The organism is Burkholderia sp. S171 (assembly GCF_009766085.1).
Classification (GTDB): Bacteria; Pseudomonadota; Gammaproteobacteria; order Burkholderiales; family Burkholderiaceae; genus Caballeronia.
Genome location: NZ_LMUF01000047.1, coordinates 199607 through 220856, shown reverse-complemented (window position 1 = coordinate 220856; position 21250 = coordinate 199607). Strand labels below are relative to the sequence as shown.

The following is a 21250-nucleotide window of genomic DNA, read 5'->3' as shown; positions in this document are numbered from 1 at the left end:
CGTCTCCCGGTTCAGTCGAAGATGTGCTTGAAGCGACGCTCGGCCAGGCGGCTGCAACCCAGCACGATGGCGACGTTGGCGATCAGCAACAGGACAGCGATTGTTGCCCCCAGAGGCCAGTTCAGCGTACCGAGGAACTCGTCGTACGCGGCGGTCGCAACGACTTTGAGACGGCGTCCTCCGATCAACGCGGGTGTAGCGAATGCCGATGCAGACAGCGCGAACACAATGATCGATCCAGACAGCACGCCCGGCAGGATCTGCGGCAGGACCACTCGCCGGAACACGCGGAACGGTGATGCGCCCATGGACCGGCCGGCCCATTCCACCTGCGGGTCCAGCTTCTGAAGCGTCGCCCATACCGACATCACCATGAAGGGCACCAGCACGTGCGTTAGGGCTATCACAACCCCGGTCATGGTGAAGACAAGCCGGATAGGCTCCGACGTGATGTGAAGCGCCTGCAACGCGTTGTTCAATACACCGTTATTGCCAAGCAGGATTTGCCAGCCAAGCGTGCGCACGACGACCGATATCAACAGCGGACCGAGTACGACGAGCAGGCAAATGGATTGCCACGGTCGTTTCATCCGCGCGAGCACGATCGTCTCGGGCACCCCCAGCACTATGCAGAGGAAGGTCACCGCGAACGCCATGCCTGCGGTGCGGGCGAAGATTGCGCCGTAGTAGGGATCGGTGATTACCTCAAAGTAGTTGCGCAGCGTGTAGGTGGCAAGCGTGCCCTGCGTGTCGCTAAAGACGTGGAAGGACAACACGAGAGTCAACAGCAGCGGCACCAGCAGCAGGCTGCCGAACAACAGCAACGCGGGGGCGGACAGGAGCCACGGGGCAGCGCCCGCGCGATCGTTGTCAAGCGTGGCCATGGTGTCCCTCCTTCTGCAGCACACGCAAGTCGTCATCCGACCACGCCACGCCAACCTCCGCGCCTTCATCGGGTGGCGGCGCGCCATTGTTCGGCTGGGCCACGCTCAGTTGACCAAGGCCGGTATCGATCAGCAGAAGCCACTGGTTGCCGGTGAACACACGCGTGGTAATGCGGCCAATGGTGCGAACACCCGCTGTATTAACCGCCGCGAGATGAACCTTCTCGGGCCGGATATACACGTTCACCTCGCCCTGCACATGGCGGCCTTCGTGCGGCACCTTGAGCGTCGTGCCCGCAACGTCGACTTCAGCACAGCGCGCGTTACGCTGCAGTACCGCGCCGGGCAGCAGATTGGTCTTGCCCAGAAATGCTGATGCGAATGGCGTCTCCGGCCGCTCATACGCTTCGAACGGCGTACTCAACTGAGCGATCGTGCCGCGATGCATGACTGCAATGCGGTCGCTCATGGTCATGGCTTCGACCTGATCGTGCGTGACGAGAATAGTGGTAATGCCCAGCCGCTTTTGTATCGACCGCAATTCGATGTGCATTTCCTCGCGCAGCTTGGCGTCGAGATTGGACATCGGTTCGTCGAGCAGCAACAGTTCAGGGCGCATGGCAAGCGCACGAGCTATCGCGACGCGTTGCCGCTGACCACCCGACAACTCTTTCGGATAACGCCCGCCCAGTCCGTTAAGACGCACCAGGTCGAGCGCTTCGGCCACGCGTTCGGCGCGTGCTGCGCGTTTCATGTTGCGCATCTCGAGACCGAAGCCGACGTTGCCGTTCACGGTCATATGCGGAAACAACGCATAGCTCTGGAACACGACGCCCATGCCGCGTTTCTCAGGCCGCTCTTGCGTGATGTCGCGGCCGTCGAGCAGGATGGTGCCAGTGCTTGGCGTGACAAAACCCGCGATCATTTGCAAGGTCGTGGTCTTGCCGCAACCCGAGGGACCGAGCAGCGACAGGAACTCACCCCGTTCGACGTCTAGGTCGATCTGTTCAATCGCGGTGAAGTCACCGTAGCGCTTCGAGATGCCTTTGAGAGTCAGAAAGCTCATGTGCGTCCGTGAGTAAAAGTCGGCGGTCGGTATGTGCAAGTCAGCGCGCAGTTCACCGCTCCACGCTGCGATTCCAGCGCTCGGTCCACTCGGTTCTATGCTGGTTGATCGTCGCCCAGTCCACCGCAACCAGCTTCGATATCTGCTCAGGACCGTACGGCACGCGCGCCGCCACTTCAGGCGTCAGTTGCACGGTCTTGTTGACCGGACCCAGGCCGATCGCCTGCGCCTGGATCATCTGCACTTGCGGGCTCAACAGGTACTGGATGAACTGCTGCGACAGCGCGGGCTGCGCATTCTCGGCCACCGCGCAAGCGCCGACCTGCAGCGCGACGCCGCCCTCTTTCGGGTAGAAGAACTTCAGCGGAAAACCTGTGTTTTGCAGCGCGACAGCGCGGCCGCTGCCATACGGTGCGAGGATCACGTCGCCGCTTTGCATGAGGCCGTCCATCTCACCGGGCGTTGGCGCCCACGACAGCACATCTGGCGCGACCTGCTGGGTCATCGCGGTGAAACCCGGGTCGATGTTCTTCTCGCCGCCGCCATTCATGCGCGCCAGCATGACCAGCGCATGCAGGCCGTAAGTGTTGGTGATCGGCGGCATGCCGAGCTTGCCCTTCAGGCGCTTGTCGTACAGCACGCTCCACGAATCCGGCGTGGGCAGGCCCATCTTCTTGAAGGCATCGGCGTTATAGCCAATGCCCGTTGCGACCATGCCGACACCTACCGAAGTCGGGCCAAGATGCGCAAGCGGATACAGGTCCTTCATGACCGGCGCGTCCTCGACCTTCGCGCACAAACCCATCTGCATTGCCTGGTACATCGGGCCGTCATCCATCACCGCGACGTTGATCTGCTGATGCCCTTTTTGCGCCTGCAATTTCGCGAGCGTGTCGCTGGAATTACCTGCAACGTAGACGATCTTGACGTCGTGCGCTTTCTCGAACGGCGGGATGATCTTGTCGCGATACATGGTCTCGTTCGAGCCGCCGACGTTCGCCACATACAACGTGGTTTCAGCATGCGCCAGCAGCGATCCCGACAACGCCCCGGCGCAGCCGAGCGCGGCCAGCAGCGGCCGTAGATACGAACGAGAAGACGACGAGCAACGGGTTTGCTGCAGTTGTTTCATGTGCGATTCTCCAGACTATGCAGGGTCGGACGCTTGAGGAATGTGGCCAGGAGAAATTATTTTGTTCGTCGCAGGGCATATCGTCCAATAAGAATAAAATAACTACCTATACAAGGATGATATGGGTTTAGCTCAATGAATCTTAAGCATATAGAGGCGTTCCGGGCGGTCATGCTGGCGGGTTCCATGACCGCGGCGGCCAAGGAATTGTTCACGTCGCAGCCCAATATCAGCCGCCTGATCACGCAACTCGAACGCGAAACCGGGCTGTTGCTGTTCCAGCGCAGCGGCGTCCGGCTGATTCCCACTAGCGAGGGCAATGCGTTTTTTCGCGAAGTAGAGCGTGCTTATGTGGGCCTGCAAGGACTGACCAATGCCGCGGCCCAGATCAAGAACCTGGGGACCGGGAGATTGCGCATTGCAGCAATGCCGTCGGCAGGAATGACACTCGTGCCGCATGCAATCCAGCGCTTCCAGGCCTTGTATCCGGAAGTCACTATCTCGTTGCACGTGAACACCTCGGGCACCGTCAATCACTGGACGAGTTCGCAGTTCTGCGATCTTGGGGTCGCGATCTATCCCAGCGAGGCATCCAATTGCGAGGTCGAGTTGTTATCGAAGGTGGCTGCGGTAGGCGTGCTGCCTGCGGGTCATCGGCTGGCGAAGAAGGCGTCGCTCAAGCCAAAGGATTTTCAGGGAGAACCCTATATATCGCTGTGTCATGGCGATGGCACACGCGCTCAGATGGACGAGGTCTTCGCGCATGCAGGCGTTGAACGGGTGATGGCAATCGAGGCCCAATACTCTGCCATCTGCTGCGAGATGGTTCGCTGCGGCATGGGCGTGACGTTGTCGCATCCTATCGTTGCGCAGGATTTTGCCGGTCCCGGCATTGAGATCCGTCCGTTCACGCCAGCGGTCTTGTTTCCCATCTATTTGCTGTTTCCCCCGCATCAGCCGCGAACTCGCCTGACCATGGAATTCGTCGACATACTGCGCAAGACGCACGACGATCGGATGGCGGCAATGAATAAGCCGGAGCGGTTGAAGCGGGCTTGAGGGGCCTTAAGGGGGCACCTAACTTGTACGTGCACCTGTCGATAGACCCGCCAACCGATGGGTCGGAACTGACTTGATTGCGCTCTCGCACGCGGGCGCTCCCGTCTCCAGATGCACCACCAGGTCGTAGGTGGTCGAGCGACGGGTAAGCATCAGGCACGTCGACTCGCCATGCGATACCCGGGTCGCATGCCAGCAATGTGGACGCATGCAGATACCTTCGCCTTGAGGCACCCAAAACGCGCGCAAGGATTCCATATCGGGTTGGCCGCCCGCCGTGCTCGTTGCAACGACCTGGATCACCGGCGCGGTCAGCGGCACGATGGCTTGCTGCGTCAGCCAATGGGCTTCAAGACTTGCGACCGTTTCGTCAGCGTTCCTGTACTTGACCCACAGGACTTCGGTCTCGCCGGTCGCGCCGGTATCGAAGAGATGTTCGCGCCAGAAATCCGAGCCCGGGCTGGTGTAGGCGGGAACGTCGCCGTCAGTTTTAAGCGGCTTCCCCAGCATCCAGCCAAAGGAGTCGAAGGCCTCGGCGCTGAGCGGTTGAATCGTGAGAGATGGGAAAGAAGAGAGAGAAGGATAACGATCAGTCGGCATTTTTCGGCAGGGCGTCTGGAGTTAACGGGGGATGGGAGCTTGATAGGGAACCCGGTGTATCGCCTGTATTTGGGAGCAGCGCGAAATCGGGACCATTGACGAGGCTGAAATCGCGCACAACCTGCAATGCGAGGCGCGTGATGGATTCGCACAGGAGGCTGTCCGGGCTGCGCCTGAATGTTGCAACCAGCGGAAGCGCCGGCACAGGGTGCGTTACCTGCAGCAATTGCAGCCGGCCCGACTGCAACTCGTGCATGACAAATGCGGCGGGCAGCACGGCTATGCCGAAGCCATCCACGACAAGACGGATGATCGCGGCCACCGACGAGACACAGTTGATCTGGACGGTGGTCTCGCCGCTAGCCGCAAATAACTCGGTGAGGAAGCCATGCGGCGCCGAGTGCCGCGCAAAACTGACGATGGGAAACGCGGCCAGTTCAGCCTCCGAAAGCGCTTCAGCCGATAAATTCAGTGAAGGGCTCGCCACCCATTGCATGGGGAGTGTCCCAAGCGGAATATTGACGGCGTCGCTGCCGGTGACGTTCGTGGTCAGCAACGCGACATCGACGTTGCCGTTGACCAGATGCCCGGAAAGGTTGGCGGTGGTGTCCGACGTGAGTTCGATCGTCAGGTTCGGGTATTCCTCCCGCACGCGCTTCAGCAAATTCGGCAGCCAGGTATGCACCACGGACTCGATCACGCCCAGTCGCAGCAACCCCGCGACTTTGGAACGGTCGCTGACGCTTGCGAGCATGTCCCGGTTCAGCTTCAGGATTTGCTCCGCGAACGCGAGCGCCTTGGTGCCTTCCTGCGTGAGTGTCACATCGCGTGGTCCGCGGTCGAACAGGCGTACACCAAACTCCTGCTCCAGGGCAGAAATTCGGCTGGAGATGGCCGCTTGGGTCGCGTGCAAGTGCTCGGCCGTCATCCGGAAGTTGCGCAGCTTGGCAAGCCATACAAACGTTTCGAGAAAGCGGACATTCATGGCGCACCCCGGCTGATGCGTTGAGTGGCGAAGCGGCGGGCATCGACCGAATCATTGCCGTCAGTTTATCGCCGGAAGAATTACCGCGTGACAAGAAAAAGTGACCACGTGAGCCCACATTTACTTGTTGGACATCGCCGCGCCCTTCTTCAAGACTGTCATTCATTGAATCCACCGGGTGAAAGGTTTTGATGAAGACACTTGAATGCAGGATCGATGGCGGCGCGCGTATCGAGGTAACCGTGAGCCGCCTGGTCATCGCCGGCTGGGCAGGACGCGATGCGCACGACGTCGAGCACCATATCCGCGAACTGGAAGCACTGGGCGTCAAACGGCCGGCGTCGGTGCCGACGTTCTACAAGGTCGCGTCGGCGTTGCTGACAACCGAGGGTGCAATCGATGTGGTGGGCGCGCACTCATCCGGCGAGGTCGAAGTCGTGCTGATCCAGACCGCCAGCGACGGCTTGCTCGTCGGTATAGGGTCCGACCATACGGATCGCCGGGTGGAAAGTTATGACGTCGCCGTCTCGAAGCAGATGTGCGCGAAGCCGGTAAGCGCCGCGCTCTGGCGTTACGCCGATGTCGCCGCGCACTGGGATTCGCTGATCGCGCGCAGTTGGCGGATCGACGGCGATGCCGACCCCGCGCTGTATCAGGAGGGCACGCTCGCCCGCTTGCTGCGTCCGGACGAGCTGATCGAACGGGGGTTCAGCGCGGCCGCCATGCCACGCGGCTCGGCGATGTTCTGCGGCACGCAAGCCGTGCTCGGCGAACTAAGCGCAGGCGCGGGTTATGAGCTCGAACTTCATGATCCGATACTCGGACGCAGCCTTTGGCATCGTTATAGGGTCGATGCGTTGACCCATGTCGAATGATGGCGGCGGTCAAGCGTGGCGCTCACCAGACCCACGCGCTTCAGCGAGGCATTAAATTTGTTTATCACCGGCCAACACAATTAGTCGTTGGACGGGGCAAATTGGCGTTTGAATACTGAGCCTCATTCGCCGTCCATGTTGCTTACCGCGTTCAATGGATGCGCACCGCCCCCCGCTCACTCTCCATGCCCCAAGGATCCGCTCGTGACCGCCTTTTCCGCCCCGCTTCGTTTCTCGCGTCCCGCTTGCTCCGCCCTCGCCGCCGCGGTTCTTCTGACTATTAGCGGGCCAAGTTTTGCCGCCGACCCGGCCGTCGTCCTGATCGGCCACGCTGCACCTCTTACCGGGCAGCTTTCCCACATGGGCAAGGACAGCGAAAATGCTGCCCGGCTGGCGATTGACGAGATCAACAGCCAGCACCCGGTAATAGGTGGTGAGCCAGTCAAGTTTCAACTCGATTCCCAGGACGATGCCGCCGATCCGCGCACCGGCACGCAGGTCGCGCAGAAGCTGGTGGACGACGGCGTGGTGGCCGTCGTGGGAGACATCAATTCGGGCGTCTCGATCCCCGCATCGAAGATCTACAGCGAAGCCGGTATCGCGCAGATTTCGCAAGGATCGACTAACCCCACGTACACGCTGCAGGGATACAAGACCACGTTTCGCGTAGTCGCGACCGACGCGCTTCAGGGACCGGCACTCGCCCACTACGCGCTCGACTCGCTGCATGCGAAGCGGATTGCGATCATCGATGACTCCACTGCCTACGGTCAGGGCCTCGCCGATGAATTCGAAAAGGCTGCGAAAGCGAACGGCAGCACGATCGTGACGCGCGAAGCAACCAACGACAAGGCAACGGATTTCCGCGCGATCCTGACGAAGATAAAAGGCTTACGTCCCGACGTCATCATGTATGGCGGTTCGGATGCGACCGCCGGGCCATTGGCCAAGCAAGCGGGCAATCTCGGGATCACAGCGAAGGTGCTGGGCGGCGACGGCGCATGCACGGAGAAGATGATTGATCTGGCCGGCGACGCTATTGGCAACGTGACATGTTCAGAGGCGGGCCTTGCGCTCTCGAAGATGCCCAAGGGACAGGACTTCGAAAAGCGCTATACGGCACGTTTCAATACGCCGATCGATGCGTACGCGCCGTTCACCTATGACGCTGTGTACGTCATCTATAACGCGATGAAACGCGCGGATTCGACGGAACGCACGAAGGTGCTTGCCGCGATGCCATCGACTCAGTATGACGGTGTGATCGGCCGCATTGCGTTCGATCCGCATGGTGATCTCAAGGACGCAGCCATCACGATCTATCAGTTCAAGGACAAGAAGAAAACCGTGATGGATGTCATCAAGATGTGAGCGTTGCTGTGTGCGGCGAGGCCCGTTCAGGACCCCGCCGCAATCAGAACTTGTGACGTATCGCGAGCCGCACGACAACCTGCTTCGACGTGGACGAAGCATCCGCCGCACCCGGTACGTACGCCTGATCCAGCGCGGTCCCGGTATTGTCGCCACCGACTGACTGGAAGGCAGCTTGAGCGTAGACATCGGTGCGCTTGGACAGCAGGTAGTCGGCCATCAACCCCGCCGACTGGTAGTTCGGGTGAGCCGCGCCGGTGCTTGCGTTATCGGTAGCGCGTGTATAGACATACTGCGCGCCGACAAAAAACGCCGGGGTGAATTGATACTTGCCGTTGATCTCGAAGTTGTTGAACTTGAGCGACGATATCGACCCGCCCGCCGGGACGATCGACCCCGTGATATAGGTCGTGGAAGTCGGGTCGGAGAGGTTGGTGTTGGTGTACGCAAAACCCACCGTAGCATTGCCCATGGTGTAGTTGATACCCGCACCGAATACACGCAGGCGCTGCGCGAGGAAGTTCTGGTCGGTCGTCGGAATGGCGCCGCTCGTCGTGCCGGAAGGGTTGTCTGAGTTCAAGTAAGCGGCCGCGATCAGCAAACCGCCGTACGTGTATTGCGCGCCCACGCTCATCAGCCGGTTGTTGGCAAATCCCCCTGCTACATTGCTGAATCCGTACATGCCACCGAATTGAAAACCGGCCCATGTCGGACTCGTGTATTTCACCGTGTTATTCACGCGGAATGAATTATCGGTATTGTCGTTATCGTACGGGTGCGCAAACAGATAACCCGCCCAGTTTCCGTTCGCCGTTGTCTGCGCAAGAAAGTCGACTACCGAGTCATATTGGCGGCCCAACGTGACCGTTCCGTATGTGGCATCGCTAATGCCCACGAAGGCCTGCCGGCCGAATTCCAGGCCACCCTGACCCAGCCGTCCGTTGTTCAGGTTGAATCCATTTTCCAGGGTAAAGATCGCCTTAACGCCCCCGCCCAGATCTTCGCCGCCCTTCAATCCCCAGCGGCTGCCCTGCGCATAACCGCTCTGCATTTCATAGGCTTTATTGCCGTTGACGTTATTCGTATAGTCAAACCCTTCGTCAATGACGCCATACAGCGTCACGCTGCTTTGGGCATGGGCGCCCGCGACGAACAGGCACGACAAAGTCATGCAGATTGCTTGCTTTTTCATTGATGGCTCCAAAACCATAGGCCCGGCGTGTCGCCGGTGTGGACCTGCTTTTTTTTATGACGCTTCTTTTATGACGCTTCTTTTATTGATCGCCCGGTATGGGCGTGTGTATCCAGGACCCTTGATACGGGCCCTGCCTTGCGCTCAGTCAATCGTGCTAACTGATGATGGAGTTACGCGACGCGTTCAGCGCGCCGCTCGACGAACCGGCGGACATAGTCATTCGCGGGGAAACGCACAATGTCTTCAGGCGTGCCTTGCTGCACGAGTTCGCCATCGCGGAGAATTGCGATCTGCGTGCCGAGCCGCAATGCTTCATCCAGGTCATGCGTGATGAAGACAATGGTCTTGTTCAACGTCCGCTGTAACTCAAGCAACTGATCCTGCATCTCGGTCCGGATCAGTGGATCAAGTGCAGAAAATGCTTCGTCCATCAGCAGTACTTCCGTGTCCGCCGCCAACGCACGGGCGAGCCCCACGCGCTGGCGCATCCCGCCCGAGAGTTCGTCGGGGAATTTATCGCCGTAACCGTCCAGGCCTACCTTGCCGAGCCAGGTCCGGGCCTTCTGGTTCGCTACGTCATGGCGTTCACCTCTTACACGCAATGCATACGCCGCGTTCTCCAGCACCGTTGCATGAGGCAACAGACCGAAATTCTGGAACACCATGCTCACGCGATGCCGCCGGAACTCGCGCAGCCCCGCCGCGTTGAGCGAGAGGATGTTCTCCCCGTCGATCACGATCTCGCCTGCGCTTGGATCGATCAGCCGGTTGAAGTGGCGCACGAGCGTGGACTTGCCGGAGCCGGACAAGCCCATGATCACGAAGATCTGACCCGCCTCGATATTCAAGTTGATGTTGTTGAGGCCGACGTTACAACCGTTGTCGGCGAGTACATCGGCCTTCGACGCGCCGTGCCTGAGCATGTCGATAACGCGTGCATGGGTCATCGACGGCCCGAAGATCTTGTAGACGTTGCTGACTCGGATAGCTGTCATGTTCGCGCTCCGCGCAAGAAGAGGGAGTGAGGTTTCAAACGCGGCGCGACGCGGCGTCGCCCGCTGCTTCCGGATCGCCAAGACCGGCGCTGCGCGCGCTCTGGCGAGCCTGCACGCGCGCCCTTCTGTTCGCGCTCAGCGCCATGCGTGCACGCCGCTCCTGACCGTAACCTTGCGAGATTCGGTCAATGACGATCGCCAGGATCACAATGGCGATGCCCGCCTGCATGCCCTTGCCGACATCGAGTGTCTGGATGCCGGCAAGCACGTCTTCGCCGAGGCCGCGCGAACCGATCATCGATGCAATCACGACCATGGACAGCGACATCATGGTGGTCTGGTTGATACCCGCCATGATGCTCGGCCGCGCGAGCGGCATTTGAACACCAATCAGCATCTGCCAACGTGTTGTGCCGAAGGAGCGCGCAGCTTCCACTACGTCACCGTCGACCTGCCGAATACCCAGGTCCGTAAGCCTGATCAGCGGCGGCAGCGAATAGATCACGGTGGCGAAGATGGCGGGTACCTTACCCAGCCCGAAGAGCATCAGCACCGGGATCAGGTACACAAAGCTGGGCAGCGTCTGCATCACGTCAAGCACGGGCAACAACCCCCGGCGTACCCAGCGGTTTTGTGAGCACAGGATGCCAAGCGGAATCCCCAGCACGATCGACAACACGGTTGCGACCAGCATCAGCGCGAGCGTCTGCATCAGCTTGTCCCACAGCCCGAACGCGCCGATTGCATAGAGCAGCAGCACGAACAACGCGGCCAGCGAGAGCTTGCGCGTGGCGTGCCATGCGAGCACGCCCGCAAGTATCAGCAGCAGCCACGGCGGCATGATCCGCAAGCCGCTTTCCAGCGGCACCAGCAGGTATTTCAGCACGACCAGACTGAACGAGTGGAAGGCATCGCCATAGTTCTGGACCAGCAATGCGACCTTGTCGTTGATCGGGTCGGCAAGCGAGAGATGCGGAAAGATGGACGTCATGGTTCACTCGTCTTGAGAAGGGTCGCGCGGAGTGGAAAGGGGCCTGTTTTTAAGTACCCAGCTTGGCCTGCACCTTGGCCGCTACGTCGGCTGGCACCCAGGTCTTCCACATCTCGGGGTGTGTGCGCAGGAACGTGGTGGCCATGGCCGAGCCGTCGATCTTCTTCGATGTCATTTCAAGAATCGTGCTGTTCAGGAAATCCATCGGAAAGCTGACCTTCGAGAACATCTCTATAGCTTGCGGTTCGGCTTCGCTGAAGGGCGTCGAGACACCCACCGTCACGTGCGACACCATGTACGACGATGCACATTGCTTCGTACTGCTTTCATCGCGCAGGGTCTTCCAGCAGGCGTCGTTATACGGCGGCATCTTGAGCTGGACGAACTTGTATTTCGCCATCAACGCAGCCGGACCCCAGTAATAAAACACCAGCGGCTTGCCACGCTGATACGCCGATTCGATCGATGCATCAAGGGCCGCGCCGGTGCCCGGATGAAAGTTGGTATACGACGCATCGAGGCCCAGCACCTTGAGCAAACGCGTATTCACCCGTTCGCAGTCCCAGCCTGTCGGGCAGTTCAGGAAACGACCCTTTTCCGGTTCCTCATCGTCGGCAAATAGCTCCTTGTATTTCGGCAGATCGGTGACCGAAACCAGGCCCGGCGCGCTGGCCTTGATGTTGCGCGATGCGTCGCCCTTGATCACGTATTCGGGCACGAACCAGCCCTCATTCGTGCCGCCGGGGAGCGTGTCGCCTATCAACTTGACCTTGCCGGCGGTGACCGCTTTCGACGTGATTTCACTGCGTCCGGTCCATTGCTCGGCCCAGACCTGCACGTCGTTGCTTGCCAGCGCAGTCTCGGTGGCGGCCGTGCTGCCGGGCACGACATCCGTAGCGCAGCCGTAGCCCTTTTCAAGGATTTGCCGCAGCACTTCGGTTGCGAACGCGCCGCTTTCCCACGTAATCCCCGCAAAGTGCACGGTCTTGCCCGAGCTGCAGAAAGTCCCTGCGGCGTGCGCAGTGCCGGTGGTAGCGGCAACCACGACCAGCGCTGAAATGCTTGCGTTGAAGAATCGTTTGAGCATCGTCTTGCACCTATGGGGTTGGTTTGTTGTCGGATTTTTTATGACGCGTCGACTAACGAAGATCAGGCGAGCAACCGCGCTTCGAACGGATAGTCCGAGAGCAGTTCGACGCGGCCGTCGTCGCGAATGTAGACCTGCTCTTCCAGCTTCACGCCCTCGCCGCCAGCCTCGTGTCCGATATAGCTTTCTATGCAAAGGGTCATGCCCGGCTCTATCACGCCGTCATAGCCCTTGGCCTCGTTATCTTCTCTATGCACGATGTACGGATACTCGCCCGTCATGCCAACGCCATGCGCAAGCGCGAAATAGCGGCGTGCGCGGTATGGCTCGGGAATCTTCCATGCCCGGGCAATGAACTCCTGGAAGGTCGTGCCTGCGCGCACGTTCTCCATGTTCGAATGAATCTGCTCGTACGCGAGCTGGTAGAGATTTTTTTGCGCGGCCGTCGCCTGCACATCGCCGCACAGGAACGTGCGCGAGAAATCGGCGTAGTAGCCGAAGCGTCCGACCACATCGGTGTCGAGTCCGACCAGCTCGCCCGACTGGATCTTGCGCGGGCTGCTTTCCTGGAACCAAGGATTGGTGCGCGGCCCCGAACTGATCAGGCGCGTTTCAATGTAGTCGCCATCGGTTGCAATGATGTGCTGATGCAGATGCGACCAGAGCTCGTTCTCGCTGATGCCCGGCACAAGTGCCGCTTCCAGCTTGCGCACGCCATCTTCAGCGGCACGCAGTGAAGCGCGGATCATCTTGATCTCGTTGGGCACCTTGATGGCGCGCGCCCGTTCGAGCGGCTCCTGTGCGTCGAAGACTTGATAGCCGCGCGCCTGCAACGCGAATGCCGCAGCGGACGTCGCACTTTCGATGGCGATGCGCTTGCCGCCGCCGCTTTGTTTCATCAGCTCATCGATCTCGGCGGCCCAGCGCTCGGTGACCTGGCCGAGCATATCGTCGCAGAAGTAATAGGAAATCGCGGTGGCGGGGCGGACTTCATCGACGGTGTCCAGCCCGTCGGCCAGGAAATCGCAGCCTGCGTACTCGAACAACACGACCTTGCCTTCCGCCGGCACGAACACATAGCGAGCGGGGTTACGCATTGAATAGACCTGCATGTTGCGCGAGCCGGTGGCGTAGCGCATGTGCGTCGGATCGAACAAGACAGCGGCGGTGAGATCGCGCTTCTTCAACTCACGGCGCACGGCGGCCAGCCGGTCACGTTGGATCTGCGCAATTTCTGCTGCGGTAGGTTCGCAGTCTTCAGGAAGATGGGTGGGGCGAATAATCGACATGTGGGGGTTTGATAAGAGTTAATCGACAAGGCTATCGGCGCGAACGAGCCGTTGCTCGGCCTCCAGATGAGCTTCGGAAACACGGCCGTATAACTGGCGTGTCCGTTCAAGCCGTCCGATCACGCCAGGCTTTTGCGAGTACGCGAAGATGGCCGTGTGGCGCTCGACCTCGCCCGCTACCTGCGTGACGCGGTGCAGCGAAAAGCGGCCCTTGAACAATTGCAGGTCGCCCGGACGCAAGGTGATGATGTTGATTGCTTCGCGGGTTTCCCCTCGTACCACGCGGCCGACGCCTTCGTAGTTCTCGCCTTGCGGCGTGCGAATGTTCGGGCAGTATTCGAAGTCGCCGCCGGCGGTGGGCTGCTGGGTCATCATCGAAACAATGAATTCGTTCGTGTCGTAATGCCACGGCTGCTCGGTCCCGGGCGGCATTACGTTTTGCACCAGACCCGCATACGGATCGGCGTATTCCCACACCCGCGTTTCACCCAGGCAATCCGCCACCAAACGTTTCATCGCCTGGGCGACATAGATGCGATGCACGATGGCGTCCGCCGGAATCAGGTCGCGCGTCACGAAACCGCTGGTGCGGTCCATGAAGATGCGGCGCGGATCGGCGTCGGACAGCGCGGGGTCGTCGGCGGTAAAGTACGCGTTCACCTTACGGGTTGAAAAGTAGGTTTTCGTGGCCAGCGCGCGACCCTCGTTGCGCGCCCGCTCCAGCGCCTCCGGGCGCAGGAAGTCGTGCAGCACGGCGCTGCCGCTGGCGGCCAGTTCCGCGCGGCAGGCAGCCACCAGGTCGTTCAGGCGCGGGCTGTCCGGGTCATGCAGGGGATAGCGGTCGGTGTTGACGATATCGCTGAGATCAAGGCATTCAGCATCGGCAAGTGAAACAGAGAGAACCACGGCAGGCTCCAAATCGATATTTTGGCGAGTGGATTTACGGGGCGACTTCAACAACAATCTGCGAACACATTGTGCGAACGACGGCCCGATCTTTTGGCGGCCAATTTCTTTTGGAAAGCGAGTATTTCCGATGGATTCCATTAGCGAACCCGATTGGTCCAAGATCGCTTCACTCGATGCGGAGCTCGTCCGTGCGTTTGTCGTAGTGGCTGAAAGCGGGGGTTTTACGGCGGCGGCGCGCCAGCTTCATCGCACGCAATCGACCATCAGCCTGCGTATCCGGACGCTCGAAGAACGGCTTGGCGCGCACCTGTTCATGCGCAACAGCCGTCATTTCGCGCTCTCAAGCGACGGCGAAAATTTCCTGATCCACGCGCGGCGGATCTTGCAGGTGCAAAACGAGGCGATTGCGTCGCTGACGCGCGGTAGCCGCGGCAATGTGATTCGTTTCGGGCTGCCGGAAGATTATGCGGAGCTGTGGTTGCCGGAATTGCTGCGGGCGTTCTATGAATTGCGCCCCGGCGCAAGGCCGCATATTCATTGCCGGACGTCGCTGGAATTGCTGGAGCGGCTGGGTGCGGGTGAACTTGATCTGGCGCTGGTCGTGCGGCATGGCGAGCGCGCCGGGGGAAAACCCCTAGCGCGTCAGGAGCTGGTGTGGGCGGCGCATCGCGATTTCGTGTTGTGCGCGGATGCGCCGGTGCCGCTCGCGCTCTTCGACGAAAGTTGTACTTATCGGCAACGGGGATTACAGGCGCTGACCGCGATCAGCCGGGATTATCAACTCGTGTACACGAGCCAGAGTCCGACCGGCATCCGCATTGCGGTGAACCATGGCGCGGCAGTGACGATCATCGATCGTCGGACGCTGCCCGCATGCTGGCGCACGTTCGGCGAAACGGACGGACTGCCAGCGCTGCCGCCGGCGGAACTGGAGCTTCATGTTGCGCCAACCATGCGTAATGAGGCAACGCGCGACCTGAGCGCGTTGATCGAGACGCTCGTGTCGGAGCATAGTGGCGCGATGGCTTGAAGGTCGCACGCCTTCAAAATTGCTACGCGCTTTCAAACTTTCCGGTCCTGACCCGAGCGGTTATATTCCTTGTTCCCATCAGGCTACGCCGCTAACGGTGCCCTGGCCTATCACGCTCACCTGCTTCGACCATGTCCCACTCCGCCACCGTCCTGAAAACCGATCGCCTCATCCTGCGTCCGCCGCAACAAGCCGATTTCAACGACATTCACGCCATGTGGTCGGACCTCGCGGTCGTACGTCACGTCACCGGCACTGCCTTCACGAAGGAAGAAGCGTGGGCGCGCCTGCTTCGAAGCGCGGGGCATTGGGCATTGATGGGATTCGGCTACTGGGTCGTCAGCGAGAAGCACAGCGGCACGTTCATCGGTGAGGTCGGTTTCGGGCAATACAAGCGCGGTATCGACCCGGCATTCGATGAAGCACCGGAGATTGGATGGATGTTGACGGCAGAGTCGCAAGGACAGGGTTACGGGACCGAAGCCGTCCGCGCCGCGTTGCAGTGGGCGGATACACGCTGGCCCGAAGGAGAGATTGTCTGCATCATCTCGCCCGAGAATGCGCCCTCGCTTGCGTTAGCAAGGAAATGTTTGTTTGCGCAAAGTCGCACAACAACGTACAAGGGCAAGCCTACCGTCGTCTTCCAGCGCGAGGCGCCGGCGCGCGAACGTTAAAGCCCTTCCAGGAAGTCTTTTTTGATCGATTTGGAGTAGGCGGAACACGCAATGTGCGCCGCATTGGCTGCGGCGTTCACCATCACGCTGGCATCGACTGGTTTGCACAACGACACAATAATTGGCGGTGGAACCGGCTTCAGCGGCAACTCGACAAACTCGCCGCTTTGCAATTCCTTGGCGACAAAAAGACTGGGAATACCGGCGACGCCATATCCATCGCGCACCAGTTGAACGATCGCGGCCACCGAGGGAGAGCACGTAATACGCGTTTGTTCGGGCCGCATGTTCTCTTGCCGGGCCAGCGTATGCACGATGCTTTCCAACGCCACTTGCGGCGCCGTTCCACGACCGAACGTGACTATCGGCCGTTGCAACACGCGCAATGCAAGCCCTGTCGCGCGCCGCGACAACAGCCCACGTCTTGCGATCCAGCGCACCGGGTAACTCGCAACCGCACTCGATGCAATCTTCGTACTGTCGATCCCTTCAACGCGTATGACGAGATCAAGTTCACCGCTCAGCAGGCGTCGCTGCAACACCGAACTCGAGTCAACCGTGAGATCCACATCGAGCTTCGGATAGTTCGCATTGAGATACGTGATGTAGTGCGACAGCCAGCTATGCACCACCGTTTCGATCACCCCCAACCGCAGCTTGCCGCCGACCACCACCTCCTGCCCCGCCGCCTCGCGCAATGCACGCGCGGCATCGACTACGTTTCGTGCGAGCCCGAGCAGGCTCTGACCCGCGGTCGTCAAACGGAACGCCGTTGAGGTACGGTCGACCAGCTCGGTCTTCAACTCATCCTCGAGCGACTTGATGCGTAGCGAAATGGTCGCGGGCGTGGCGTGCATAGCACGCGCCGTCGCCCGGAAACTTTCCAGTTCAGCCAGCGTCACCAAAGTTTCGAGGAAGCGTGTATTCATGCAGGCGACAGCCGGAACGACTGCATGGCGTCACCCAGGCGCAGCGCCTGGTCGTTCATCGAACTCGCTGCGGCAGCGGCCTGCTCGACCAGCGCCGCGTTCTGTTGCGTGGTGCCGTCCATCTGCGCGATCGCCCGGTTGACCTCTTCAATCCCCACGCTTTGCTGGCTCGACGCAGTCGCAATGTCTTCAACAATGGTTGTCACGCGTTTCACCGCCGTCACGATATCGGCCATTGCCCTGCCCGCGTTTTCGGCGAGTCCGGCACCGCTTTCGATCTGCGTCAGCGAGGTGTCGACTAGCACCCGAATCTCTTTTGCCGCCGCCGCGCTGCGTTGCGCGAGGCTGCGCACTTCGCCTGCCACCACGGCAAAACCGCGGCCGTTTTCACCGGCGCGCGCCGCTTCAACCGCCGCATTCAGCGCGAGAATATTTGTCTGAAATGCAATGCCGTCGATTACCGCCGTGATCTCGGCAACCTGCTTCGAACTGGTTGCAATCGCGCGCACGTTCTCGACCACATCATTGACCACGTTTCCACCCCGCAGCGCCTGCGCCGACGCGCTTGCCGCCACCTGACTCGCTTGCGACGCGTTCTCGGCGTTCGCCCGAACCGTGGACGTGATTTCGTCCATGGCCGCCGCGGTCTCTTGCAGTGACGCCGCCTGTTGCTCGGTGCGGCTCGACAGGTCCGCGTTGCCGCTGGCAATTTCGGCTGCAGCAAGCTTGATGGCGTCGGCAGCGTCCTTCACACGCGATACCGTGCCCGCCAGGCTGTCGCGGGTATGAGCAATCGCCGAGATAACGCTTTGCGTGTCACCCGCCGTCACGTCGATGCGCCCCGTCAGGTCGCCCGATGCAATCTGCCGCGCGAGCTGTGCAGCGGCTGCAGGCTCACCGCCAAGCGAACGGCGCACGCTCTTGATGGCCAGCGACGCAAACAGCGAAATAGCCGCACCGAGTGCGAACAGCATCAGGAACGAATGCAAGAGCGTGCGATAGAACGCGGCCTGGATATCGTCCTGATACGCACCGGCAATCATGTCCCAGTCCCACGGCTTATAACGCTTCGTATAACCGAGCTTCGAACTCGGTTCGGTCTCGCCCGGCTTCGGCCACCAGTATTCAAGGAACCCTCCGCCTTCCGCAGAACTACCCGCCGCGGCAATGGCCTTGTAGAGCGGATTGCCCTTCGCATCCTTCCAGTCCGACATGTCCTTGCCGTCCAGCTTCGGGCTGATGGGATGCATGATCATGACCGAATTCGCCCCGACGATCGTCACGTAACCGCCGCCGTCGTACCGCAAGTCGCCAATCCGTGCGATGGCTTCCTGCTTCGCGGCGTCGACGGACATCTTGCCGCTCTGCGCCAGTTTGTCGAGGCCGGCGGCGATGGAATACGACATCGCGACAATATCGCCGAGATCGCGGTGACGCTCCGACAACTGCAGGTCACGCGTCTGGTAAGCGTGCCAGACAGTCAGCGTCAGAAGGCCGAACCACGAAAGAATCAGCGGCATCCATAACTTCTGGCGCAAGGACAGACGGTTCATTTTTTGTTTTCCAGTTGAAAGGAACTGCGGTCAGGAGAGGCGCGGGAGAACGAGCCCGCTGGTTCGCTTAACGGCAGTCCGGAGGAATTATTAACTCCGCCAAAAAAATGCGCCTGTTTGATTGATGTTTTTTGTGGGGTGTTTCTGAGCATTTGATGCGCTTCGGAGCGTCAGCGTCTGTGCAATGAAACGCCATGTACAAAGGCATGCAGACTCGCTCTGCGCTTATTTATCCAGCGACGCGTGCCCACCCTGCTACGTGGAAACCCGCATGAAACTGTTAAGAAAACCTTTACGCATGTGGGTGGAATAACTCGCTGGCGCCGCTTTTTTTTCGACCCTAACCTGCATGTCATCAATTGCCTCATCGCCAATTCGTTGCATTCGTTAGGGACCTGAACCATGCCGCATCTTTTCCGCCAGCAAGTCCGCAGCAAGCGTTTTACCGGTCCGACGGCCGGTCACTGCGGTGAGTTCGCGCAAGCCAATCTCGCCATCATCCCAAGCGCCTATGCAGAGGATTTCCTGCGGTTTTGCGTGCGTAACCCCAAGGCGTGCCCGCTGCTTGGCGTGGGTGAACCGGGCCAATGGAACGTCCCGGCGCTGGGCCGCGACCTCGATATTCGCACCGACGTTCCCGGCTACAACGTGTATCGCGACGGCGTGCTGTGCGAGCAGCCCGACGATATCGTCGAACTCTGGCGCGACGATCTGGTGGTGTTCGCCATCGGTTGCTCCTTCTCATTCGAGCAGATGCTGGCACGCGAACGCATCCCGTTGCGACATGTCGACGAGGGCGTCAATGTGCCCATGTATCGGACGAATATCTTGAATCAGGCGGCTGGGCCGTTCGGCGGCAAGCTGGTTGTCTCCATGCGTCCCATGAGCGGCGCGCATGCAGTCCGAGCCATCCAGATCACGAGCCGCTTCCCTTCGGTGCACGGTGCGCCGGTGCATCTGGGCAGCCCGGCGGTGCTCGGCATTGAAGACCTGATGCAGCCCGACTACGGTCAACCGGTGTCCATTCACGAGCACGAGATACCTGTGTTCTGGGCGTGCGGCGTGACGCCGCAAAGCGCTATAGAAAGCGCGCGCCTGCCGTTCGCTATTGCGCATCGGCCGGGCCATATGCTTATGACCGATATCCCTAACTCATCGCTCGCTGTGCTCTGAGCGCACGCTCACGAACCTTGGAGAAACCCATGAATACCGAAGCAGGCTATGCGAGCACGCAAGTTGAAGTGCTACCCGACGAACCCGCCAGCAGCGGCATGTTCGGCTGGTACAAACACACGACCCCAAGCGAGAAGCGCGCGTTCTGGAGCTGCAAGATAGGCTATGGACTCGACGCCATGGACACGCAGTTCCTGAGCTTCGTGATCCCTACGCTGATAGCAACCTGGGGGTTGAGCAAGGGCGAAGCTGGATTAATCGGAACGGTGACGCTGCTGACGTCAGCACTCGGCGGTTGGGTCGCGGGCATTTTGTCGGATCGCATCGGCCGCGTGAAGACGTTGCAGATCACCATCCTCTGGTTCGCGTTCTTCACCCTCGTCTGCGCGTTTGCTCAGAACTACACGCAGTTGCTGGTTGCACGCGGCTTGATGGGGTTCGGCTTCGGTGGCGAGTGGACGGCAGGCGCGGTGTTGATCGGCGAGGTCATCCGGCCGCGCGATCGCGGCAAGGCGGTGGGCATGGTGCAGGCGGGCTGGGCCATTGGCTGGGCGGTCGCCGCCGGTCTCTATACGCTGGTGTTTTCGTTCCTGCCCGGTGATATCGCGTGGCGCGCGCTGTTTGCGCTCGGGATCTTGCCCGCACCGTTCGTGATCATGATCCGTCGTCTTGTTGACGAACCCGAAGTCCATAAACAACAGAAGCAACGTGAATTGGAAGCGAACGATCGCAGCTCGTTTCTTGAGATCTTCGGCCCCGGTATCTGGCTGACCACGCTGCGCACGGCCATTCTCGCGACCGGCACGCAAGGCGGTTATTACGCCATCACTACGTGGCTACCGACTTACTTGAAGACCGAGCAACACCTGAGCGTCGTTGGCACGGGCGGTTATCTGGCGGTGGTGATTGCTGGATCGTATGCAGGGTATCTGTGCGGTGCATTTCTCAGCGATCGCTTCGGCAGGAGGCTCAACTTCATCGTGTTTGCGCTGGCTTCTATGGGCATTGCGCTGGTCTATACCCGGGTGCCGATGAGCAACACCTTGCTCTTGATCCTCGGCTTTCCGCTCGGCTTTTTTGCATCAGGGATCTTTGCCGGGATGGGTGCGTTTATGACTGAGTTGTTCCCTACTCGGATACGGGGTTCTGGTCAGGGGTTTTGCTACAACTTCGGCCGTGCGGTTGGCGCGACGTTTCCATTCCTGATCGGTTTTGTTGCTCAGAAAATGTCCCTGGGTATCGCCATTGGGACGTTCGCAGCGGCGGCGTATGGTGTGGTGATTTTGGCTGCGCTGACATTGCCGGAGACGCGTGGCGCTAAGCTTCTTTCGTAGGTGTTTGGGATTTTCGCTCGCGCCGGTGGACGGGGGGGTTTGGTGTTGGTGGGTGGGGTTAGTGCCAGGTTTTGGGGTTAGCGGTTGGAGTCAATGCCGGGTTGCTACTCTCAATGTCG

At 60.2% G+C, this 21250-nt stretch carries 20 protein-coding genes; 7 read left to right on the top strand and 13 right to left on the bottom strand.

The features are described from left to right. Window positions 1-11 precede the first annotated feature (11 nt). From GSQ93_RS26245 to GSQ93_RS26235, 3 genes are read right to left on the bottom strand one after another with little or no spacing between them, the layout of a single operon-like run. Window positions 12-884 (bottom strand): ABC transporter permease, encoded by an 873-nt coding sequence (locus GSQ93_RS26245; RefSeq protein WP_158938547.1) that lies wholly within the window; start codon window positions 882-884, stop codon window positions 12-14. Next, complete coding sequence (locus GSQ93_RS26240) at window positions 871-1950, bottom strand: ABC transporter ATP-binding protein (protein WP_158938546.1); 1080 nt, start codon at window positions 1948-1950, stop codon at window positions 871-873. The genes GSQ93_RS26245 and GSQ93_RS26240 overlap by 14 nt, the downstream gene beginning before the upstream one ends. A gap of 52 nt (window positions 1951-2002) precedes the next feature. Beyond that, window positions 2003-3082: an ABC transporter substrate-binding protein gene (locus tag GSQ93_RS26235; protein WP_158938545.1), complete on the bottom strand. Its 1080-nt coding sequence runs from the start codon at window positions 3080-3082 to the stop codon at window positions 2003-2005. Between the two features lie 135 nt (window positions 3083-3217). Here GSQ93_RS26235 and GSQ93_RS26230 point away from each other — a divergent pair, with 135 nt between their 5' ends. Continuing rightward, on the top strand, window positions 3218-4141 hold the full coding sequence (locus GSQ93_RS26230) for a LysR substrate-binding domain-containing protein (RefSeq protein ID WP_158938544.1): 924 nt from the start codon (window positions 3218-3220) through the stop codon (window positions 4139-4141). An 18-nt stretch (window positions 4142-4159) separates the two neighbouring features. Here the strand turns inward: GSQ93_RS26230 and GSQ93_RS26225 are convergent, their stop codons facing one another. Continuing rightward, the gene (locus GSQ93_RS26225; protein ID WP_158938543.1) at window positions 4160-4741 is read right to left on the bottom strand and encodes an ureidoglycolate lyase; all 582 of its coding nucleotides are present in this window, start codon (window positions 4739-4741) and stop codon (window positions 4160-4162) included. Continuing rightward, window positions 4731-5726: a LysR family transcriptional regulator gene (locus tag GSQ93_RS26220; protein ID WP_158938542.1), complete on the bottom strand. Its 996-nt coding sequence runs from the start codon at window positions 5724-5726 to the stop codon at window positions 4731-4733. The genes GSQ93_RS26225 and GSQ93_RS26220 overlap by 11 nt, the downstream gene beginning before the upstream one ends. A 191-nt stretch (window positions 5727-5917) precedes the next feature. On the opposite strand from GSQ93_RS26220, the gene GSQ93_RS26215 reads away from it, so the two are divergent. Further along, entirely contained in the window at window positions 5918-6601 is a 684-nt protein-coding gene (locus tag GSQ93_RS26215) for a DUF2848 domain-containing protein (RefSeq protein ID WP_158938541.1), read from the top strand. A gap of 273 nt (window positions 6602-6874) precedes the next feature. Beyond that, window positions 6875-7972 carry a branched-chain amino acid ABC transporter substrate-binding protein gene (locus GSQ93_RS26210; protein WP_254074082.1) on the top strand — a complete coding sequence of 366 codons (1098 nt, stop codon included), beginning with the start codon at window positions 6875-6877 and terminating at the stop codon, window positions 7970-7972. Window positions 7973-8015: 43 nt separating this feature from the next. On the opposite strand, the gene GSQ93_RS26205 is transcribed toward GSQ93_RS26210, so the two are convergent. The 6 genes from GSQ93_RS26205 to GSQ93_RS26180 form a co-directional block, all read right to left on the bottom strand. Continuing rightward, a complete protein-coding gene (locus GSQ93_RS26205; RefSeq protein WP_158938540.1) occupies window positions 8016-9164 on the bottom strand; it encodes a porin in 1149 nt (382 codons plus the stop codon). 173 nt (window positions 9165-9337) lie between these two features. Beyond that, complete coding sequence (locus GSQ93_RS26200) at window positions 9338-10162, bottom strand: glycine betaine/L-proline ABC transporter ATP-binding protein (RefSeq protein ID WP_158938539.1); 825 nt, start codon at window positions 10160-10162, stop codon at window positions 9338-9340. A gap of 34 nt (window positions 10163-10196) precedes the next feature. Continuing rightward, entirely contained in the window at window positions 10197-11153 is a 957-nt protein-coding gene (locus GSQ93_RS26195; RefSeq protein ID WP_158938538.1) for a proline/glycine betaine ABC transporter permease, read from the bottom strand. A 49-nt stretch (window positions 11154-11202) separates the two neighbouring features. Continuing rightward, window positions 11203-12240, bottom strand: a complete 1038-nt coding sequence (locus GSQ93_RS26190; protein ID WP_158938537.1) for an ABC transporter substrate-binding protein — start codon at window positions 12238-12240, stop codon at window positions 11203-11205. Window positions 12241-12302: 62 nt separating this feature from the next. Beyond that, window positions 12303-13529 carry a Xaa-Pro peptidase family protein gene (locus GSQ93_RS26185; RefSeq protein ID WP_158938536.1) on the bottom strand — a complete coding sequence of 409 codons (1227 nt, stop codon included), beginning with the start codon at window positions 13527-13529 and terminating at the stop codon, window positions 12303-12305. Between the two features lie 18 nt (window positions 13530-13547). After that, window positions 13548-14435, bottom strand: a complete 888-nt coding sequence (locus tag GSQ93_RS26180) for a hypothetical protein (RefSeq protein WP_158938535.1) — start codon at window positions 14433-14435, stop codon at window positions 13548-13550. Between the two features lie 130 nt (window positions 14436-14565). Here GSQ93_RS26180 and GSQ93_RS26175 point away from each other — a divergent pair, with 130 nt between their 5' ends. Next, window positions 14566-15468 carry a LysR substrate-binding domain-containing protein gene (locus tag GSQ93_RS26175; RefSeq protein WP_158938534.1) on the top strand — a complete coding sequence of 301 codons (903 nt, stop codon included), beginning with the start codon at window positions 14566-14568 and terminating at the stop codon, window positions 15466-15468. Window positions 15469-15599: 131 nt separating this feature from the next. After that, window positions 15600-16142 carry a GNAT family N-acetyltransferase gene (locus GSQ93_RS26170; protein WP_158938533.1) on the top strand — a complete coding sequence of 181 codons (543 nt, stop codon included), beginning with the start codon at window positions 15600-15602 and terminating at the stop codon, window positions 16140-16142. On the opposite strand, the gene GSQ93_RS26165 is transcribed toward GSQ93_RS26170, so the two are convergent. After that, window positions 16139-17071 (bottom strand): LysR family transcriptional regulator, encoded by a 933-nt coding sequence (locus tag GSQ93_RS26165; protein WP_158938532.1) that lies wholly within the window; start codon window positions 17069-17071, stop codon window positions 16139-16141. The two genes, GSQ93_RS26170 and GSQ93_RS26165, sit on opposite strands and share 4 nt — an antisense overlap. Beyond that, window positions 17068-18624 (bottom strand): methyl-accepting chemotaxis protein, encoded by a 1557-nt coding sequence (locus GSQ93_RS26160; protein WP_158938531.1) that lies wholly within the window; start codon window positions 18622-18624, stop codon window positions 17068-17070. The genes GSQ93_RS26165 and GSQ93_RS26160 overlap by 4 nt, the downstream gene beginning before the upstream one ends. Window positions 18625-19026: 402 nt before the next feature. Here GSQ93_RS26160 and GSQ93_RS26155 point away from each other — a divergent pair, with 402 nt between their 5' ends. Together GSQ93_RS26155 and GSQ93_RS26150 are read left to right on the top strand one after the other, a co-directional pair. Beyond that, the gene (locus tag GSQ93_RS26155) at window positions 19027-19797 is read left to right on the top strand and encodes a putative hydro-lyase (RefSeq protein ID WP_158938530.1); all 771 of its coding nucleotides are present in this window, start codon (window positions 19027-19029) and stop codon (window positions 19795-19797) included. Between the two features lie 98 nt (window positions 19798-19895). After that, window positions 19896-21131, top strand: coding sequence for an MFS transporter (locus tag GSQ93_RS26150; RefSeq protein WP_254074081.1), 1236 nt, complete (start codon window positions 19896-19898; stop codon window positions 21129-21131). The last annotated feature ends 119 nt before the right edge of the window (window positions 21132-21250 follow it).

What these genes read in the sequence shown, in the direction of transcription:
- GSQ93_RS26245 (WP_158938547.1), bottom strand. Translation starts at nt 884, where the DNA reads ATGGCCACGCTTGACAACGATCGCGCGGGCGCTGCCCCGTGGCTCCTG.
- GSQ93_RS26240 (WP_158938546.1), bottom strand. Translation starts at nt 1,950, where the DNA reads ATGAGCTTTCTGACTCTCAAAGGCATCTCGAAGCGCTACGGTGACTTC.
- GSQ93_RS26235 (WP_158938545.1), bottom strand. Translation starts at nt 3,082, where the DNA reads ATGAAACAACTGCAGCAAACCCGTTGCTCGTCGTCTTCTCGTTCGTAT.
- GSQ93_RS26230 (WP_158938544.1), top strand. Translation starts at nt 3,218, where the DNA reads ATGAATCTTAAGCATATAGAGGCGTTCCGGGCGGTCATGCTGGCGGGT.
- GSQ93_RS26225 (WP_158938543.1), bottom strand. Translation starts at nt 4,741, where the DNA reads ATGCCGACTGATCGTTATCCTTCTCTCTCTTCTTTCCCATCTCTCACG.
- GSQ93_RS26220 (WP_158938542.1), bottom strand. Translation starts at nt 5,726, where the DNA reads ATGAATGTCCGCTTTCTCGAAACGTTTGTATGGCTTGCCAAGCTGCGC.
- GSQ93_RS26215 (WP_158938541.1), top strand. Translation starts at nt 5,918, where the DNA reads ATGAAGACACTTGAATGCAGGATCGATGGCGGCGCGCGTATCGAGGTA.
- GSQ93_RS26205 (WP_158938540.1), bottom strand. Translation starts at nt 9,164, where the DNA reads ATGAAAAAGCAAGCAATCTGCATGACTTTGTCGTGCCTGTTCGTCGCG.
- GSQ93_RS26200 (WP_158938539.1), bottom strand. Translation starts at nt 10,162, where the DNA reads ATGACAGCTATCCGAGTCAGCAACGTCTACAAGATCTTCGGGCCGTCG.
- GSQ93_RS26195 (WP_158938538.1), bottom strand. Translation starts at nt 11,153, where the DNA reads ATGACGTCCATCTTTCCGCATCTCTCGCTTGCCGACCCGATCAACGAC.
- GSQ93_RS26190 (WP_158938537.1), bottom strand. Translation starts at nt 12,240, where the DNA reads ATGCTCAAACGATTCTTCAACGCAAGCATTTCAGCGCTGGTCGTGGTT.
- GSQ93_RS26185 (WP_158938536.1), bottom strand. Translation starts at nt 13,529, where the DNA reads ATGTCGATTATTCGCCCCACCCATCTTCCTGAAGACTGCGAACCTACC.
- GSQ93_RS26175 (WP_158938534.1), top strand. Translation starts at nt 14,566, where the DNA reads ATGGATTCCATTAGCGAACCCGATTGGTCCAAGATCGCTTCACTCGAT.
- GSQ93_RS26170 (WP_158938533.1), top strand. Translation starts at nt 15,600, where the DNA reads ATGTCCCACTCCGCCACCGTCCTGAAAACCGATCGCCTCATCCTGCGT.
- GSQ93_RS26165 (WP_158938532.1), bottom strand. Translation starts at nt 17,071, where the DNA reads ATGAATACACGCTTCCTCGAAACTTTGGTGACGCTGGCTGAACTGGAA.
- GSQ93_RS26160 (WP_158938531.1), bottom strand. Translation starts at nt 18,624, where the DNA reads ATGAACCGTCTGTCCTTGCGCCAGAAGTTATGGATGCCGCTGATTCTT.
- GSQ93_RS26155 (WP_158938530.1), top strand. Translation starts at nt 19,027, where the DNA reads ATGCCGCATCTTTTCCGCCAGCAAGTCCGCAGCAAGCGTTTTACCGGT.
- GSQ93_RS26150 (WP_254074081.1), top strand. Translation starts at nt 19,896, where the DNA reads ATGTTCGGCTGGTACAAACACACGACCCCAAGCGAGAAGCGCGCGTTC.